The following is a 17,795-nucleotide window of genomic DNA, read 5'->3' as shown; positions in this document are numbered from 1 at the left end:
ACCAGGACGGCGGGGGCCCACCCCCGACAGTGACCAGGACGACGGTGGCCCACCCCCGACAGTGACCAAGACGGCGGGGGCCCACCCCCACGGCGCCGCACGGCACCGGCCTCAACCCCCGGCGGCCTCGACCTCCCTGATCGCGTCCCGGTACGCACGCGCCGCCGCTCTCAGTGCCGCCTCCGGGTCCGTGCCCTCGGCCTCGGCGCGGGCCGCCAGGGACAGCAGCTCGTAGCCGATGCCCTCGCCGGCGGGCAGCGGGACGGACAGGCCCGCAGTGCGCACCCGGGAGGCGAGCTTGGTGGCGAGGGCGAGTCCCGGCTGGCCGAGGGGGACGCCTTCGGTGACCGAGGTGCGCTGCTTCTCGTCCGCCTTGGTGCGCAGCCAGTGCTCCCTGACCTCTTCGGGGGTGGACGCGGTCGCGTCGCCGAAGACGTGCGGGTGGCGGTGGATCAGCTTGGCGACGATGGTGCCGGCCACGTCGTCGACGGAGAACGGCGCGTCGGGGTCCTCCTCCGCGATGCGGGCGTGGAAGACGACCTGGAGGAGTACGTCGCCCAGTTCCTCGCGGAGTTCGTCGCGGTCGCCGTCCTCGATCGCCTCGACGAGTTCGTACGCCTCCTCGATGGCGTACTTGGCCAGACCCTTGTGGGTGCGCTGCGAGGACCAGGGGCATTCGACGCGGATGCGGTCCATGACCTGGACGAGGTCGAGCAGGCGGGCGCCCGGCAGGTCGTAGGAGGCGGGGAGCAGCTCCAGGTCCGGCATCCGGACACGGCCGGATCCGGCGAGGCGGGCCAGTCCGTCGGTGAGGGCGGGGTCGCCCTCACCGGTCGCCACGACCACCACCGTGTGACCGCCGGTGCAGGCGGCGACCAGTTCCTCGGCGGTCGGGGCCGTCTCGTCGACCCGTATGCCCGCCTCGCGCAGGTACGGCAGCTGCGGGTGGGCGCCGTCGGCGCACAGCACGCGGTCGGCGGTGCGCAGGGCCTGCCAGGCGGGCCAGGACAGCAGGCCGGGGGCGACGCGGTGGCTGGTGGTGAGCAGGACGACGCGGCCGGGGTCGGGGGCGGTGCCGGGGGTGGTGTCGGCGGTGGTTGCGTTCACGATCAGAACGTAACGCACGCGGCCGACAGCCCCGTGAGTCGTCCACAGGGGCGGCGGAAGCGCCCCCGCAGGACCGTTACGCCGTCTGTTGCGTCCGCGCCTCCGTGATCTCCCGCACCCACGGCACCTTGGTGTCGACGCGGCTGCTCTTCTGTACGTCCCAGGCGCCGTAGCGCGGGTTGAGGTCGACGTCGAGCTTCTCGGAGGCCTTGGAGAGGGCCTGCCAGAACTCGGGGCGGCTGGTGTCGGTGCCGAGGCTCTCGGCGAGCTTCTGGGCCTCCAGCTGGAGGCGGAGGTTGTCGTCGAGGCGCTCGGGCGGGACGCCGTACTGCTGGAGCCAGACGGTCTCCAGCTCCTCGGCGCCGCCCGCCTGCTCCTCCAGGCCGCCGCGCATCTCCTGCACTTCCCGGCGGCTGACGGTCACGCCCGCGTCCTGTGCGGCGCGGTGCAGGACCCGGTCGAGGACCATGCCGTGCAGGGTGTCGCGGGTCAGGGTGCCGGTGCGGGCGACGACCTGCTCGTACTGGGCGTCGTCGGGGACGGCGGCCCGCTGGGCCTCGCGCACCTCGTCGACGCGGTTCTCCAGCTGGGAGACGGTGATCCGCTGGTCGCCGACGACGGCCGCCGCTCCCGGATGCGCGTCGTTGCCGCAGGCGGTGAGCAGGGGCGCCGCTGCGGCGATCGCGGCGGTGAACAGGAGCGCGGTGCGACGGCGGCGGTGCAAGGAAACCTCCCGAGGAGAGCTTGTGCGACGGCGCACAAAGTCTTGCGATGATCGATGGTAGGCAGTGGCCGGGCTCTGGCCAACCCATTCGACCAACGATTCACCAGGACTTCGGGCACCGCCGCGCCCCGGCGGGGGTGGCGGCCGTCAGCCGCGTACCTGGCCGAGCCACTGGAGGGTGCGCCGGATCTCGGCCGCGAGCGGGTGGCCGGGGCCGTGCAGGCGCTCCACGTCGTGCAGCAGCCGGGCCAGCGTCTCGTGGGCGGCGGCGCGGTCGCCGAGGGCGAGGAGCAGGTGGCCGATGCGGCGGCGGACGTCGTGGGCCAGGTCGGGGTCGCCTGCGACGTACTGGTTCTCGTAGTACGGCAGCAGCGCGCGGTACTCGATGAGGGCGGCCGCCGGTTCGCCGAGCTGTTCCAGGCACTGGGCGGCGTCGTAGCGGTGGCGCAGGCACTGCGGGTCGGCCTGGCCCGCCTCGGCGGCGCGTTCGTCGGCGAGGCGGCGCAGCTCGGGCAGGGCGCGCCGGTACTGGCCGTCGTCCATGAGGGTGGCGGCGTACTGCTTGCGCAGGGTGCGGACGACCGGGGAGCGTTCGCCGTGCTGTTCGGCGGCGGCGGGCAGGATCGCGCCGAGGATGTCGACGGCCTGGGTGATGCGGCCCTCGCCGAGGAGGCGCTTGACGTCGTCGACGGCGCGGGCGACGTCCGGCTTCTCGGCCTCGGCGGCGGGCGCCGCGGGGGACGGCTGGGGCGCGGGGGTGCGTGCGCGGTCGGGCCAGGGGGCGTGCGGGCGTACGAAGGGGCGGGTGGGGTCGAGGGGGCCGCCGGTGGGCATGCCGCGCGCGGGCAGCAGCAGCGCCAGGTGCTCGTAGACCTCCTGGGCGGAGGCCGGCCGGTGCTGCGGGTCCTTGGCGAGCAGGCGCAGGACCAGGGCTTCGAGCGCCTCGGGGACCTCGGGGCGGATGCGGCGCACGGGCAGCGGCGGTTCGTACAGGTGCCGGTGGAGCACACCGAGGGCGGTGGATCCGGCGAACGGGACGTCTCCGCTGAGCAGTTCGTGCAGGAGTACGCCGAGTGCGTACAGGTCGGTGTACGGGCCGACGGCGCCGCCCATCGCCTGCTCGGGTGCCATGTAGGCGGGCGAGCCTATGGGGGTGCCGGTGTGGGTGAGGCGGGTGGTGTCGGCGTCCATGACGGAGGCGACGCCGAGGTCGAGGACGGTGACGGTGCCGTCCTGCTTGACCATCACGTTGCGCGGCTTGAGGTCGCGGTGGACGATCGGCACGGCGTGCACGGCGCTCAGGACGGCGCACAGCTGGGCCGCGACGGCGACCGCCCACTGCCAGGGGTACGGGTCGTGTTCGGCGAGGTGGTCGGAGAGGTCGGCGCCGTCGACGTACTGCATGACGAGGAACAGCTCCTCGCCCTCGCTGCCCGCGTCGTGCACGGTGACGAGGCCGGGGTGGTCGACCTGTGCGGTCACGCGGCACTCGCGGACGAACCGGCGGCGCAGTTCGTCGGCCTCCTGGCCGGCCACCTTGTCGGGGCGCAGCAGCTTCACGGCGACGCGCCGGTCGAGCCGCCGGTCGTACGCCGTCCAGACCTGGCCCATGCCGCCCTGGCCGATGAGGGTGGACAGCTCGTACCGGTCGGCGACGACACGTCCTGTCGCCACGGTCACCGTCCGCCCTCGTGGTTGCCGTTGCCGGTGCCGTCGTGCTTGCGCAGGTAGTCGCTGAGTTCGTCGAGCTCGGCGCGGACCTGGTCGATGCGGGCGGGGGCGGGGTGCTGGGGCGGCGGGGTGGGCGCGGGGCCCTGGGGCACGGGCGTCCGGCTCACCGGTGCCTGGGAGGCCGGTGCTCGGGGTACCGGCGTCTGGGGCGCCTGGAGGCCCGGGTGCGGGGGCCGCGGGGCCGGGGTGTGCGGATGCTGCGGGGCCGGGGTGGGCGGGGGCTGCGGGGCCGGGGTGGGCGGGGGCTGCGGTACGAGCGTGGGCGCGTACGGTCCCGCGGGGTGCGTCTGGCCGTAGTGCGCGGCGGGGGCGTGCGGCGGCGCGTAGCCGGTGAACTGCCGCGGTGCGGCGTGCAGGCGTATGTCGACCACCAGGAAGTAGGCGCCGGCCGCCGCACCGATCAACAGGAGCGCGGCCATGGCGACGTCCGTCCGGCGGTCGCTCTCCGGCAGCGAACCGACCACGGCGAGGCAGCCGATGGACACCGGCAGGCTCAGCCAGGCCACGGTCCAGTCGAGCCCTCGGCCGCGCAGCACGGCGATCCGGAACAGCGGGACGCAGGCGAGCAGACCGCACGTCAGAAAACCCGCGGCGGCGAACAGTACGCGCAGGGTGATGACGGTGGCCGCCCCGCGGGAGGGCGGCGGCCCGGCGGCGCTGTTGCCGTACATGACTGCTCCTGGGCGATGATGCCGACGTGCCGGACGGGCGAACGGGCCGTTCGGCGTGAAAGTCCGAGCCTATAGGCCGGGGCCGACAGTGGTCCCCGGTTGTACCGAACCGTTGCCGTACCGATCACCACCAGGTCATCGACCGGGGGCCACCGTGCCGTCCGTGAGCCCGTCGTACATGCCGCGTACTAGCTGTTCGCCGAGGCGGCCCGCGAGCCCGAGCGCCGGTTCGAACTCGTCGAGGGCGCGGAAGCGGGCGCCGTAGACCGGCAGCAACGGCGAATTCTGGCCACCCGAGCCCTCAGCACAGGCGCCCGTGCCACCGGCACCCGTGCCACCGGCACCCGTGCCACCGGTGCCCGTGCCCGGGTGACTCACACCGGTGACTCACAGCGGGTGCCGCGTCCACACGTTCGGCTCGACGTACACCGCGTATCCGCGCTCCGGCTCGCAGCGCACCGGCACCAGGGCGCCGGGGACCTCGACGTCCCCGCAGGTGTCGAAGGGCAGTCCCGTCCAGTGCCGCCACTCGTCCAGCGAGCCGGAGACGGTCATGGAGGCCGGAGCCACGGAGTCGAGGGTGGCGCCGGCCCGCGTGTGGACGCGCAGCCAGGGGTCGTGGGGCAGACCGTCGGGACGCAGCCGCCGGGCGTACTCCTCGATGGGGGCGTGCGGTTCGAGGTGCTTGGCGCTGGGGCGGACGGGGGCGACGACCTCGCGGAAGCCGCGGGCGCGGGCGTCGTCGCGCATGGCGGCGAGCATCCGGCCGGACAGGCCGAGGCCCTGGGCCTGCGGGGCGACGGTGACGGAGATGGCGCTGACGGTGTCGGTGGCGACACCGCGGCGCAGGTCGCCGAAGGCCCGGACGAGCACCTCGCCCCAGCCCCGCGCGGGCAGCGTGCCGCGTCCCGCGGCGTGCAGGGCGAACGGCACGCTGTGAGCGTGGGCGACGACCTCGCCGTGCTCGTCCTCGGCGAACTGCACGTACTCGGGCAGTTCGACGGCGATGCGCGGGCAGTGGGCGTTGCCCGACAGGTCCTCGACGGCGAACGCGGGCCAGCTGTCCGCCATTTCGCGGACCCGGTCCAGCATCTCCGGGCGCTCGGCGAGGCTCGACACCGTCAGCTTCATGGGGCCACCGCAGACAGGAGGCCCGACGGGCCGAAAGCGGATCTCGCCGGCGCTTTCCGAGGCCCGCTTCAGGCGTCGCACTGCCGGAGCATCGCCTGCCGGTCCGGTGCGGTCACCGCCAGTTCGTACTTGACGGCGACCTGCGCGAAGCGGACGGCGTACGCGCACCGGATCGACTTGGCGGGCGGAAGCCAGGAGGCCGGCCCCGAATCGCGCTTGGCGGAGTTGGCGCGGCCCTGGACGGGGAGCAGGTTGAGCGGGTCGTTCGCCAGCTGTTCGCGTTTGCTCTCCGCCCACCGCGAGGAGCCCATCTGCCAGCTGTACGACAGCGGGACGACGTGATCGATCTGGACTTCGCCCGCCTCTTGCTTGCGCCACTCGATGGACGTGCCGGTGTACGGGTCGTCCAGCGTCATGGCGACGACCACGCAGTCGGAGCCGGAGCGGAAGCGCAGGTCCTGGCCGTCGCGTTGCAGCAGGTCGTTGCGCGTGTCGCAACCGTTCCGGGCGAGCGGCACGCCGTCGGCCGAGTCCATCCAGGCGTAGCCGAACTCGTCGCGGTCGTACCCCGTCCTGGGGCCGCGCCCCTTGGTCTTCAGGCCCTCGATGAGCCGCCGGGCCGTCGCCTCGTGGGTGTCGCCCGTGACCGGGGCGAGGCCGGGCTCGGTTCCGTCCGGGTTGCGCAGAGGGCTGACGGCCTGCCCCGCGGCCGGCGCCTCGGCGCCGCCGCCCGAGGACGAGGTGCCCTCACCCTCACCCCCGAGGCCCTCGCATCCGGTGACCAGGGCCAGAGCCAGGGCCGCGGCCCAACCGGTACGGATCCTGCTGTGCCGCCTCATGCGTGCCCTCCCCTTGCCGTTCACCGGTACCACCGTAGCGACGCAGAGGTCCAGACCACAGTGGGCTTTAGTGGGCATGTAGGGCATATCTGTCGTACGGTCGACAGTGAGTCACGCCTCGGAAGGAGCTCTGTATGGGCATCCTCGACAAGATGAAGAGCATGGCCGGCAAGGACAAGGACAGGTCAAGGAAGATGTCCGACGCCGCCGAGCAACAGGTCAACAAGAGGACCGGTGGCAAGCACGAGAAGCAGGTCGACGCCGCGCAGCAGCAGGTCGAGGGCAAACTCGGCTTCGGGCGCGAGCGGGGCGGCCCCGACCAGCAGTAGCGCGTTCCCGCACCTCGAATACGTCGAAGCCGTCCACGGGCCTGTCCCCGTGGACGGCTTCTTCAGCGGGCGAGCGGGGGCCTAGGCACCCGGGATCGAGGTCAGGAACTCCCCGACCCAGCCGAGCAGCTCGCGCCCGACCAGCGGCTTGCCGCCCACCTTCGCGGTCTTCGGCCGGGGTACGAGGACCTGGTGGGCGCCGGCCTTGATGACGCTTCCGGGGTAGAGCCGCTTGAGCCTCAGCTCCTGGGACTCACGCAACTCGACGGGCGCGAAGCGGATGTTGTTGCCCTGGAGCACGATGTCGCCGACGGCGCACGCCCGCGCGAGCATGCGCAGGCCCGCGACCAGCAGCAGGTTCTCCACCGGTTCCGGCAACTTGCCGTAGCGGTCGACGAGTTCCTCGCGTACGGCCTTGATGTCCTCTTCGCTGTTGGCGGAGGCGATGGACCGGTACGCCTGGAGCCGCAGCCGCTCGCCGGGGGCGTAGTCGTGCGGGACGTGCGCGTCGACGGGCAGTTCGATCTTGACCTCGAGCGGCGGCTCCTCCTCGACTCCGCCCTCCAGGGAGGCCCGGTAGTCGGCGACGGCCTCGCCGACCATCCGCACGTACAGGTCGAAGCCGACGCCGGCGATGTGGCCGGACTGCTCGCCGCCGAGCAGGTTCCCGGCGCCGCGGATCTCCAGGTCCTTCATCGCCACGTACATGCCCGCGCCCATCTCGGTGTGCTGGGCGATGGTGGCGAGTCGCTCGTGCGCGGTCTCGGTGAGCGGCTTCTCCGGCGGGTAGAGGAAGTACGCGTAGCCGCGTTCCCGGCCTCGGCCGACCCGGCCGCGCAGCTGGTGGAGCTGGCTGAGGCCGAAGTTGTCGCCGCGCTCGACGATGAGGGTGTTGGCGTTGGAGATGTCGATGCCGGACTCGACGATGGTCGTGGAGACCAGCACGTCGAACCTCTTCTCCCAGAAGTCGACGACGACCTGCTCCAGCGCCTGCTCCGACATCTGGCCGTGGGCGGTGGCGATGCGCGCCTCGGGGACGATCTCGCGGAGACGAGCGGCCGCGCGGTCGATGGACTCGACGCGGTTGTGGATGTAGAAGACCTGCCCCTCGCGCAGCAGTTCGCGGCGGATCGCGGCGCCGATCTGCTTCTGCTCGTAGGGGCCGACGAAGGTCAGCACCGGGTGGCGCTCCTCCGGCGGGGTGGTGATCGTCGACATCTCGCGGATGCCGGTGACCGCCATCTCCAGGGTGCGCGGGATGGGGGTGGCGGACATGGTCAGGACGTCGACGTTGGCGCGGAGCTTCTTCAGCTGCTCCTTGTGCTCGACGCCGAAACGCTGCTCCTCGTCGACGATGACCAGGCCCAGGTCCTTGAACTTGGTCTCGGAGGAGAACAGGCGGTGGGTGCCGATGACGATGTCCACCGAGCCCTCGCGCAGCCCCTCCAGGGTCGCCTTCGACTCGGTGTCGGTCTGGAAACGGGACAGCGCCCGCACGTTCACCGGGAACTGGGCGTACCGCTCGCCGAACGTCCCGAAGTGCTGCTGCACCAGCAGGGTCGTCGGCACGAGTACGGCCACCTGCTTGCCGTCCTGGACCGCCTTGAAGGCGGCGCGGACCGCGATCTCCGTCTTGCCGTAGCCGACGTCGCCGCAGATCAGGCGGTCCATGGGGACCGTCTTCTCCATGTCCTCCTTGACCTCGGCGATGGTGGTGAGCTGGTCCGGGGTCTCCACGTACGGGAAGGCGTCCTCCAGCTCGCGCTGCCAGGGGGTGTCCGCGCCGAACGCGTGCCCGGGCGCCGCCATCCGCGCGCTGTAGAGCTTGATCAGGTCGGCGGCGATCTCCTTGACCGCCTTCTTCGCGCGGGCCTTGGTCTTGGTCCAGTCGGCGCCGCCCAGGCGGTGCAGGGTGGGCGCCTCGCCGCCGACGTACTTGGTGATCTGCTCCAGCTGGTCGGTGGGGATGTAGAGGCGGTCGCCGGGCTGGCCGCGCTTGGCCGGGGCGTACTCCACGACCAGGTACTCGCGGGTGGCGCCCTGCACGGTGCGCTGGACCATCTCGATGTAGCGGCCGACGCCGTGCTGCTCGTGGACGATGTAGTCGCCCGTCTCCAGGGTGAGCGGGTCGATGGTCTTGCGGCGCCGGGCGGGCATCCGGGCGCCCTCGCGGCCGGCGGCCTTCTGCCCGGTCAGGTCCGTCTCGGTGAGCACGGCGAGCTTGAGGGCCTGGTCGACGAAGCCGTAGTCGATCGAGCCGCAGGAGACGTGCACGACGGAAGGGCTGAGGGTGCCGAGGTCGCCCGTTTTCCCATTGGACACGGTGAGACGGGCGGCGATGCCCTCGCCGCCGAGGACCTCGACGGTGCGGGTGGCGGGGCCGTGGCCCTCGGTGACGTAGACCACGCGCCAGCCGTCGGCGAGCCAGCCCTTGGTGTCGGCCAGCGCCTTGGCGGTGTCGCCGCGGTAGGTCTCGGTGGCGTGCATGCCGAGCTTGAGGGTGTCGGCGTCCTCCAGCGCGTCGTCGGCGGCGAAGGGCGACACCGACCACCACATCATGTCCAGCTCGCGGGCGCGCTCCCGGACGTCCGCGATGGACCACAGAGAGGCCGCGTCGACGTCGATCGGCGCCTCGCCGCCGCCCGCGGTGGCCGCCCAGGACGCCTGGAGGAACTCCTGGCTCGTCGCCACGAGGTCGGCGGCGCGGGTCCGCACCCGCTCCGGGTCGCAGACGAGCGCCATCGAGCCCTTGGGCAGTACGTCCAGCAGCAGTTCCATGTCGTCGACGAGGACGGGGGCCAGGGACTCCATGCCCTCGACGGCGATACCCTCGGCGATCTTGCCGAGCAGTTCGCCCAGCTCGGGGTGGTTCTCGGCGAGGACCCGGGCGCGCTCCCGTACGTCGTCCGTGAGCAGCAGCTCGCGGCAGGGCGGGGCCCACAGGCCGTGTTCGGCGACCTCCAGGGAGCGCTGGTCGGCGACCTTGAAGTAGCGGATCTCCTCGACGTCGTCGCCCCAGAACTCGACGCGGAGGGGGTGCTCCTCGGTCGGCGGGAAGACGTCCAGGATGCCGCCGCGCACGGCGAAGTCGCCGCGCTTCTCGACCAGCTCCACGCGCGCGTACGCGGCGGCCGCGAGGGCTTCGACGATTTCTTCCAGGTCGGCGCTCTGCCCGGTGCGCAGGGCGACCGGCTCCAGGTCGCCGAGGCCCTTGACCTGCGGCTGGAGCACGGAGCGTACGGGCGCGACGACGACGGAGACCGGGCCGGTCTCGGGGTCGTCGGGGCGGGGGTGGGCCAGGCGGCGCAGGACGGCCAGGCGACGGCCGACGGTGTCGCTGCGGGGGCTGAGGCGCTCGTGCGGGAGGGTCTCCCAGGAGGGGTACTCGACGACGCCCTCCTCGGGCAGCAGCGAGCGCAGGGCCGCGGCCAGGTCCTCCGCCTCGCGCCCCGTCGCGGTCACCGCCAGCACCGGGCGGCCCGTCTCGCGGGCCAGCGCGGCGACCGAGAAGGCGCGGGCCGCGGGGGGCCCGACCAGGTCGACGTGCATGCGGTTGCCGTCTGCGGCCGCGGAGATCGCTTCCGCGAGGGCGGTGTCCTTGACGACGGCGTCGAGCAGACCGTGCAGGCTCATGGAGGGGGCGCTTCCGTCCTGGGGTGCTGGGTGCGGGTGCTGGGGTGGACAACACGAGTAGCCCGGCGGTGTGAGGGCCGGGGGTGTCCAGCGTACGACGCCGCGCCCGCCTGCGCCGGGGGCTGTGGATGACGCCCGGTGTGTGGTGGCCGGCGCCACGGTGGCCGTAGCAGGGGGCTCCGCCCCCTGCTACGGCCGGCCGGCGCCCACCCACTACCCGACCACTACCCGACTCGGTCGGCCGAAAGGGGACCCCTCGTGGCGTCGGAGCCCCCGGACGGACGAGAAGGGGCCCGGCGCCGGAAGTCGTCCAGGACTTCCGGCGCCGGGCGTTCCCCCGCAACCCCCGTGTGCGGTGGCTCTGGGTGGCTACTCCGTCGCGATGGCGTTCAGGACGTTCATGCGGCCCGCCCGGAACGCCGGGACCAGGGCGGCGAACAGGCCCACGAAGGCCGAGCCGATGAAGACGCCGATGATCGTCGGCCAGGGGATGTCGAGGACGTTCAGTCCCTCCAGGGCGAGCAGCTTCTGCGCCGTGGCGCCCCAGCCCATGCCCAGCCCCAGGCCGAGCAGGGCACCGAAGAGGGCGATGACGACGGACTCCATGCGGATCATGCGGCGCAGCTGGCGGCGGGACAGACCGATCGCCCGCATCAGGCCGATCTCGCGGGTCCGCTCGACCACCGACAGCGCCAGGGTGTTCACCACACCGAGGATCGCGACGATGATCGCCAGGGCGAGCAGGCCGTAGACCATGTTCAGCAGCTGGCCGACCTGGTCCTTCAGTTCCTGCTTGTAGTCGGTCTGGTCGGCCACCTGGTACTGCGGGTAGGCGTCCAGCGACTTCTTCAGCGCGGCGTACGCCTGCTCCGCCTGACCGTCCTCCGCCTTGGCGAACATGATCGTGTTCGGGGGGATGCTGTCGGCCGGCAGGTACTTCCGCATCGTCTCGATGCTGATGTACCGCGCGCCCTGGTCGATGGCCACGTCGTCGTCCGTGATCGCGGCGACCTTGAGCTCGGCGGTCTCGCCGCCCTTGAAGGCGACGGAGACCGTGTCGCCGACGTGCACGCCGTGCTTCTTCGCGTAGTCCGCGCCGACCGACATGGCGTCGATGCCGTAGGCGGCGGAGAGCTTGCCCTCGGTCGTCGCGCGGTTCACGTCCTGGGCGTACGTCGGGTCGGCGGCGGTGACACCGTCGTCGTCCGTCTTGCCGTCGGGCGAGGTCAGCGTGGCGTCCAGCATCTTGTAGCGGGTGACGTGCGCCAGGCCGGGCGTGTCCTGCATCGCCTTCTCGGCCTGCGGCACGATCCGCTGGTTGCCCTGGACGATGAAGTCCGCGCCGACGGTCTTGTCCAGCTCGCTGGTGGCCGAGGCGACCATGGAGGAACCGACCACCGAGAGGCAGGCGACCAGCGCGAGGCCGATCATCAGGGCGGCGCCCGTGGCGCCGGTGCGGCGCGGGTTGCGCAGGGCGTTGCGCTCGGCCAGGCGGCCGACCGGGCCGAAGGCCCGCAGCAGCACCGCGCTGATCACCCGGACCACGAAGCCGGCCAGCAGCGGGCCGATGACGACGAAGCCGATGAGGGACAGCACGATGCCCGCGCCGAGCATCAGCGACCCCTCGCTCGCCTTGTCGGCGGCAGCGGCCGTGAGCAGGGCCGCGGCACCGGCGCCGGTGAGGACCAGGCCGATCAGGCCGCGTATCCGGCCGGCCTTGCCGTCGGCCGGCGTACCGGCGTCGCGCAGGGCGGCCATCGGGGAGATCCTGCCGGCGCGGCGGGCCGGCAGGTAGGCGGCCAGGACGGTGACCACGATGCCGAGGACCAGGCCGGCCACGGGTGTCGCCGTCTTGACGGTCAGGTCGTCGGTGGAGAGGTTCATCCCCGCCGCCGACATCAGCTTCATCAGGCCGATGGCGATTCCGACACCGGCCGCGACGCCGAGGACCGAGCCGACGATGCCGAGGATCAGCGCCTCGACCAGCACCGAGCGGTTGACCTGCCGGCGGGAGGAGCCGATGGCCCGCATGAGGCCGATCTCGCGGGTGCGCTGGGCGACCAGCATGGAGAAGGTGTTGATGATCAGGAAGATGCCGACCAGGAACGCGATCCCGGCGAAGCCGAGCATGGCGTACTTGATGACGTTCATGAACTCGCCGAGTTCCTTGCGGTTCTCGTCGGAGTTCTCCTTCGCCGTCTGCACCTTGTAGGTGCCGTCCATGACCTGGGTGACGCTCCGCTTGAGCTGCGCGTCGGAGACACCGGCCGCGGCGGCGACGTTGAGCTGCGTGAACTTGCCGGTGGCGCCGAGCAGTTCGCGCTGGGCCGTGGGCGTGTCGAAGTAGACGACGGCGGCACCGGGGTTGGTCACCGTGAAGGAGGCGATGCCGACGATCTCGGCCTTGAAGTCGCCGGTCTGCGAGATGGTGCGCAGCTCGTCACCGAGCTTCAGGTCGTGCTTGTCGGCGGTGTCGGCGTCGACCATGAGCTCGGTGGGCCCGCGCGGGGCGTGCCCGGAGGTGATCTCCATCGACCGGAGGTCGTTCTTCGTCCAGTTGCCGGCGATCGTCGGGGCGCCGCTGGTGGCGCCCACGTTGTCGTTGTCACTGTCGACGACGGTCACGTTCATCGAACTGACCATGCCCTCGGCCGACTCGACACCCTCGGCGGACCGGACCCGCTCCAGCGCGGACGCCGGCAGCGACTCGGGCACGCCGTTCTGCGGGGCGTCGTCGCTCTTGGCCTCCTTCGGCATGACCGTCACGTCCGAGGACGTGACTGCGAAGAGCTTGTCGAAGGTGGTGTTCATCGTGTCCGTGAACACCAGGGTCCCGCACACGAACGCCACCGACAGCAGCACCGCCACCGCCGAGAGCGCCATACGGCCCTTGTGCGCGAGGAAGTTGCGCATCGAGGTCTTGACGACGGTCATGACGTGCGCCCCCGGGTGTCGGAGTCGGGGGTCCGGGGGTGTCCCCCAGAAAAGCGCAGCATGCGGTCGAGGACGGCGTCCGCGGTCGGCTTGTGCATCTCGTCCACGATCCGGCCGTCGGCGAGGTACAGCACCCGGTCCGCGTAACTGGCGGCCACCGGGTCGTGGGTGACCATCACGATGGTCTGGCCCAGTTCGGTGACCGACCGGCGCAGGAAGCCCAGGACCTCGGCGCCGGCGCGCGAGTCGAGGTTTCCGGTCGGCTCGTCACCGAAGATGATCTCGGGCCGAGCGGCCAGTGCCCGCGCCACCGCGACCCGCTGCTGCTGACCGCCGGAGAGCTGGGTCGGCCGGTGCTTCAGCCGGCCGGCGAGCCCCACGGTCTCCACGACGCGGTCCAGCCACGCGCGGTCGTACTTGCGCCCGGCGATGTCCATGGGCAGCGTGATGTTCTCGAGCGCGTTCAGCGTCGGGAGCAGGTTGAAGGCCTGGAAGATGAAGCCGATCCGGTCCCGGCGCAGCTGGGTGAGCTTCTTGTCCTTCAGGCCGGTGATCTCGGTCTCGTCGAGGTATATCCGCCCGCCGGAGACGGTGTCCAGGCCGGCCAGGCAGTGCATCAGCGTGGACTTGCCGGACCCCGACGGCCCCATGATCGCGGTGAACTGGCCGCGGGCGATGTCCACGTCCACGTGGTCGAGGGCGACCACCCGGGTCTCGCCCGATCCGTACGCCTTCACGACCTGACGCGCTCGCGCCGCAACGGCCGTACGCCCTCCGGTGCTCCCATGCTCGGGAATACTTATGGCCGATGTCATGTCAAGTCTCCTATGTCGGTCATCAGGTGAGCCACCGGTGCCGCCGGCGGGCGCTGAGCGGTACCGGTGGACTGGGTGAACGTGGTGCTGCCGTGCTGCGACCCGTCGCGATGTGCGCGTCGCCGTGCGTATGCCGTCGTATGCCGTCGTGCGTGTGCCGTCGTATGTGTGCCGTCGTGCGTGTGCCGTCGTGCGTGTCGTCGTGTGTGTCGTCGTGTGTGCGTCGTCCTGCTACGTCGAAGAGTCTGTCCGGAACCGGGGATCGGGCGCGCTGGTGTTCAGCGCACTCTTGTGCTGGGGAAAACCCCACCCCCGCGGGTCCGGTTCGCCGCCCCCCAGCGGCGTAAAGCCAGACTAAGGACGCCACCGGGCCCGTCTCGTCCTCCGTCGGTACGAACCCTCCCCGGGCCGTAGTACGGAGGTACCCCTAAGGGCTGTCCACCCTTCGGTGGAGCGGACCTCGGGGTTGTCCTCCTCCCCGGGACGCATCGAGCCTCCACCCTCCCGCAGCGTCAGGGTCAAGTGCGAAGCTGACCCCGGCAGATGGATGCATGGGGAACGCAAGGACGGAGGCACCCGGGTGGACGGCGTGGACAGCACCCGACCCGCGGTGGAGGAGGCCGGAGCGGGCACGGGCCCGGACCGGCGAGGCGCCGTCGTGGCCGCCCTGATGCTCGCGATGGCGCTGTCGGCACTCGACGCCACGATCGTCTCCACCGCCGTCCCGCAGATCGTCGGCGACCTCGGTGGCTTCTCCCTCTTCTCCTGGCTCTTCTCCGGCTACCTGCTGGCCGTCACCGTCACGCTCCCCGTCTACGGCAAGCTCTCCGACACCTACGGCCGCAAACCGGTCCTGGTGGCGGGGGCGTCGCTGTTCCTCCTCGGCTCCCTGCTGTGCGCGCTGGCCTGGAACATGGGCGCCCTGATCGCCTTCCGCGTCCTGCAGGGCCTGGGCGGCGGCGCCCTCCAGGGCACCGTGCAGACGCTCGCCGCCGACCTGTACCCGCTCAAGGACCGGCCCAGGATCCAGGCCAGGCTGTCCACGGTGTGGGCGGTGTCCGCGATCGCGGGCCCCGGCCTGGGCGGTGTGCTGGCCGCCTACGCCGACTGGCGCTGGATCTTCCTCATCAACCTGCCGATCGGCGCCCTCGCCCTGTGGCTGATCGTCCGTCACCTGCACGAGCCCGCACGCGAGGCGTCCGGCACGCGCGCGCGTGTCGACTGGGCGGGCGCGCTGGCCGTGTTCGCCTGCGGCGGCGCCCTGCTCACCGCACTGGTGCAGGGCGGGGTGGCGTGGCCGTGGCTGTCGGCGCCCTCGCTCGCCCTGTTCGGGACGGGCCTCGCCCTGCTGGCGGCCGTGGTGGTGATCGAGCGCCGGGCGGCGGAGCCGATCATCCCCGGCTGGGTGTGGCGCCGCCGCACGATCGCGGCGGTGAACCTCGCCCTCGGCGCGCTGGGGCTGCTGATGGTGGCGCCGACCGTGTTCCTGCCCACCTACGCCCAGTCGGTGCTGGGCCTGGCGCCGGTGGCCGCCGGTTTCGTGCTGTCCGCCTGGACGCTGAGCTGGCCGGTGTCCGCGGCCCTGAGCCAGCATGTGTACCGCAGGATCGGTTTCCGGAACACGGCCATGCTCGGCATCGGCACCGCGTGCCTGATCCTGTTCGCCTTCCCGTTCCTGCCCTATCCCGGCGAGGCGTGGCAGCCGACGCTGCTGATGCTGCTGCTCGGCGCCGCGCTGGGCCTGTTCCAGCTCCCGCTCATCGTCGGCGTCCAGTCCACGGTCGGCTGGTCGGAGCGGGGCACGGCGACCGCGTCCGTCCTCTTCTGCCGCCAGACCGGGCAGACGATCGGCGCGGCGGTCTTCGGCGCGATCGCCAACGGGGTGCTGGCCGCGCGTCTCGGCGGGACGGACGGCCTCGGCGCCGGGGGCCTCGACTCCGTGACGCGTGCACTGGATTCGGGCACCGCGGACGAGTCCGTGCGGCGGGCGATCGCCGACGCCGTGCACGCCGTCCACCTGGGCGCGGCGGGTGCGGCGGCGCTGGCGTTCCTGGTGCTGCTGCTGGTGGCACCACGCCGGTTTCCGGTTCTCCCGGACTGAACACGCGGGCGGGCGCGCCCCCGAAGCGCCTGGGTCAACGCGGGTAACACCCATGGTCGGAGCCGTGCGAGCATACCGACCGATCAGTTCGGCCAAAACGCAGCGCATGGCCGAACCGGCGAGTAGCGTGCGTGGCCCCCCGCCCCCAACTCCCTGCGGTCCGCCACATCGGACCCGAGCCGCGCAAGGAGCACCGGGATGCCCTACGACCCGTCCCCGTCGTACCCGCACCGGCCGCCACCGCCCCCGTACCCGTCGTACCCGCACCAGCCGCCACCACCCCCGTACCCGTCGTACCCCCACCAGCCGCCACCACCCCCGTACCCCCGCCCACCGCACCACCCCGCACCGTCCCCCTACGACGCCCGCCCCCGCCCCTGGCAACCGGCGCAACCTCCCCACCCCCACGCCGGCCCGGCCCCCGAGCCCGCCGCCCACCGGGCACCGCGCCGGGACGCGCTCGGGCACCACGGCGACCTGCGGGTCCTGCGCAGCGCCTACCGCTGGCAGCGACGCACCGCCACGCTCACCGCGCGGTTCCCGTTCACCACGACGGGCCTGGTCTCCATCCCGCTGGGCTTCGCCTGCGGCTGGCTGGGCACGATGCTCTCCGGCCGGCTCAAGGCGGAGGAGCAACGCCGCCAGTAGGAGGCCGTGGAGGGCTCGATCCTGGCGGGGGCGGTGCGCAGGGGCGGCTGACGGCGACCGGAACCGCGGGGCTTGGGCGCGGAGCGCGGGCGCGGGCGCGGGGCGCGGGGCGCGGGCGCGGGGCGCGGGCGCGGGGCGCGGGCGCGGGCGCGGGGCGGTGCCCCGGTGTCACTCCACGGCCCGCCCCGTCAGGGAGCTGAGGTTGCTGCGTACGGACGCCATGTGGGCCTGGAGCTCGTCCCACCGCTCCCCGTGCTCGCGCAGCACGCGCTCCGTGTCCCGGGCGATCCGCTCCTGGCGCACCCGGGCCTCGGCGACCACCTCGGCCGCCCGGGCCCGGGCCTCCTCCTGCCACCGCCCGGCCGCCTCCTCGGCGTCGGCCAGCGCCTCCGCCGCCTCACCCGCCTCCTGCTCGGCGCGGGCCACCAGCTCCGCGTGGTGCGCGTCCAGGGCACGCGCCCGCTCGTCCTCCGCCCGCTCCTCCGCGGCGCGCCGTTCGACCAGCTCCCTGTCCTGCTCGGCGAGCATCCCGGTGGTCCGCTCGCGCATCTCGCGCAGCGCGGCCAGCGCCTCTCCGCGCCCGGCCTTCACCTCGCGCCGGGCCTCGATCCGCGTCTCGTCGGCCTCCGCTCGCGCCGCCAGCAGCCGGTGCCGGGCCCGTTCGTCGGCTTCGGCGCGTACGGCGTCGGCGTGCGCCTGCGCCGCCTCACGCACGCCGGCCGCGTGCGCCCGCGCGTCCTCCGTCAGACCCTCCGCCGCACTGCGCGCCTTCTCCCGTACGGCCTCGGCCTCCTCCTGGGCGAGCTGGAACAGGCGCCGGGCGCTCTCCCCGAGCGCCTCGTAGTCCTGCGAGGTGAGCTGTGCGACCACATCCCGCAGGTCCTCCAGCTCCTCCTCCATCTCCCGGGCCAGCACGGTGAGCCGGGCGGCCCGTTCCCAGGCCGCGTCACGCTCCCGAGAGACCGCCTCGGCACACGCCTCCACCTGCTCGGGACGGTAGCCGCGCTCGCGCCCGCGTACGGTCACGAAGCCGTGGGGAGGCGCCGATGCGCTGCTCATGCTCATCACCCCTGTGGTGAACCTGCCGCACTAAATGGACTTAACCGACTTTATGGATCGTTCGTAAGCCCTC

At 72.6% G+C, this 17,795-nt stretch carries 14 protein-coding genes; 3 read left to right on the top strand and 11 right to left on the bottom strand.

The features are described 5' to 3' along the window. Window positions 1-111 precede the first annotated feature (111 nt). The 7 genes from ACIQ1J_RS12380 to ACIQ1J_RS12350 all read right to left on the bottom strand — a co-directional run bounded on the left by ACIQ1J_RS12380 (window position 112) and on the right by ACIQ1J_RS12350 (window position 6,203). Window positions 112-1,107, bottom strand: a complete 996-nt coding sequence (locus ACIQ1J_RS12380; RefSeq protein WP_403556509.1) for a nucleoside triphosphate pyrophosphohydrolase — start codon at window positions 1,105-1,107, stop codon at window positions 112-114. A gap of 76 nt (window positions 1,108-1,183) precedes the next feature. Continuing rightward, window positions 1,184-1,831, bottom strand: coding sequence for a SurA N-terminal domain-containing protein (locus tag ACIQ1J_RS12375; protein ID WP_210962845.1), 648 nt, complete (start codon window positions 1,829-1,831; stop codon window positions 1,184-1,186). Between the two features lie 147 nt (window positions 1,832-1,978). Further along, window positions 1,979-3,469 carry a serine/threonine protein kinase PkaE gene (pkaE, locus tag ACIQ1J_RS12370; RefSeq protein ID WP_403556655.1) on the bottom strand — a complete coding sequence of 497 codons (1,491 nt, stop codon included), beginning with the start codon at window positions 3,467-3,469 and terminating at the stop codon, window positions 1,979-1,981. Window positions 3,470-3,507: 38 nt separating this feature from the next. Beyond that, window positions 3,508-4,233: a hypothetical protein gene (locus ACIQ1J_RS12365; protein ID WP_403556507.1), complete on the bottom strand. Its 726-nt coding sequence runs from the start codon at window positions 4,231-4,233 to the stop codon at window positions 3,508-3,510. Window positions 4,234-4,368: 135 nt separating this feature from the next. Then, entirely contained in the window at window positions 4,369-4,509 is a 141-nt protein-coding gene (locus ACIQ1J_RS12360) for a hypothetical protein (protein WP_403556667.1), read from the bottom strand. Window positions 4,510-4,620: 111 nt separating this feature from the next. Beyond that, on the bottom strand, window positions 4,621-5,364 hold the full coding sequence (locus ACIQ1J_RS12355) for an N-acetyltransferase (protein WP_403556505.1): 744 nt from the start codon (window positions 5,362-5,364) through the stop codon (window positions 4,621-4,623). A gap of 68 nt (window positions 5,365-5,432) precedes the next feature. After that, window positions 5,433-6,203, bottom strand: a complete 771-nt coding sequence (locus tag ACIQ1J_RS12350; protein ID WP_403556503.1) for an HNH endonuclease family protein — start codon at window positions 6,201-6,203, stop codon at window positions 5,433-5,435. Between the two features lie 134 nt (window positions 6,204-6,337). Between ACIQ1J_RS12350 and ACIQ1J_RS12345 the strand changes: the two genes are divergently transcribed. Further along, window positions 6,338-6,532, top strand: a complete 195-nt coding sequence (locus ACIQ1J_RS12345) for an antitoxin (protein ID WP_403556501.1) — start codon at window positions 6,338-6,340, stop codon at window positions 6,530-6,532. Window positions 6,533-6,613: 81 nt separating this feature from the next. On the opposite strand, the gene mfd is transcribed toward ACIQ1J_RS12345, so the two are convergent. The 3 genes from mfd to ACIQ1J_RS12330 all read right to left on the bottom strand — a co-directional run bounded on the left by mfd (window position 6,614) and on the right by ACIQ1J_RS12330 (window position 13,914). Then, a complete protein-coding gene (gene mfd, locus ACIQ1J_RS12340) occupies window positions 6,614-10,165 on the bottom strand; it encodes a transcription-repair coupling factor (protein WP_403556499.1) in 3,552 nt (1,183 codons plus the stop codon). A 369-nt stretch (window positions 10,166-10,534) separates the two neighbouring features. Beyond that, a complete protein-coding gene (locus ACIQ1J_RS12335) occupies window positions 10,535-13,099 on the bottom strand; it encodes an ABC transporter permease (RefSeq protein WP_403556497.1) in 2,565 nt (854 codons plus the stop codon). Continuing rightward, window positions 13,096-13,914 (bottom strand): ABC transporter ATP-binding protein, encoded by an 819-nt coding sequence (locus ACIQ1J_RS12330; RefSeq protein WP_403556495.1) that lies wholly within the window; start codon window positions 13,912-13,914, stop codon window positions 13,096-13,098. The genes ACIQ1J_RS12335 and ACIQ1J_RS12330 overlap by 4 nt, the downstream gene beginning before the upstream one ends. Window positions 13,915-14,503: 589 nt before the next feature. On the opposite strand from ACIQ1J_RS12330, the gene ACIQ1J_RS12325 reads away from it, so the two are divergent. Both ACIQ1J_RS12325 and ACIQ1J_RS12320 read left to right on the top strand, forming a co-directional pair. Continuing rightward, complete coding sequence (locus ACIQ1J_RS12325) at window positions 14,504-16,015, top strand: MFS transporter (RefSeq protein WP_403556493.1); 1,512 nt, start codon at window positions 14,504-14,506, stop codon at window positions 16,013-16,015. 198 nt (window positions 16,016-16,213) lie between these two features. Further along, the gene (locus ACIQ1J_RS12320) at window positions 16,214-16,663 is read left to right on the top strand and encodes a hypothetical protein (protein WP_403556491.1); all 450 of its coding nucleotides are present in this window, start codon (window positions 16,214-16,216) and stop codon (window positions 16,661-16,663) included. Between the two features lie 168 nt (window positions 16,664-16,831). Here ACIQ1J_RS12320 and ACIQ1J_RS12315 read toward each other — a convergent pair whose 3' ends face one another. Further along, window positions 16,832-17,722: a cellulose-binding protein gene (locus ACIQ1J_RS12315; RefSeq protein ID WP_403556489.1), complete on the bottom strand. Its 891-nt coding sequence runs from the start codon at window positions 17,720-17,722 to the stop codon at window positions 16,832-16,834. Between the last annotated feature and the right edge of the window lie 73 nt (window positions 17,723-17,795).

Source organism: Streptomyces sp. NPDC097107, assembly GCF_044762405.1.
GTDB lineage: Bacteria > Actinomycetota > Actinomycetes > Streptomycetales > Streptomycetaceae > Streptomyces > Streptomyces thinghirensis.
This window is presented reverse-complemented; position numbering and strand designations above follow the sequence as displayed.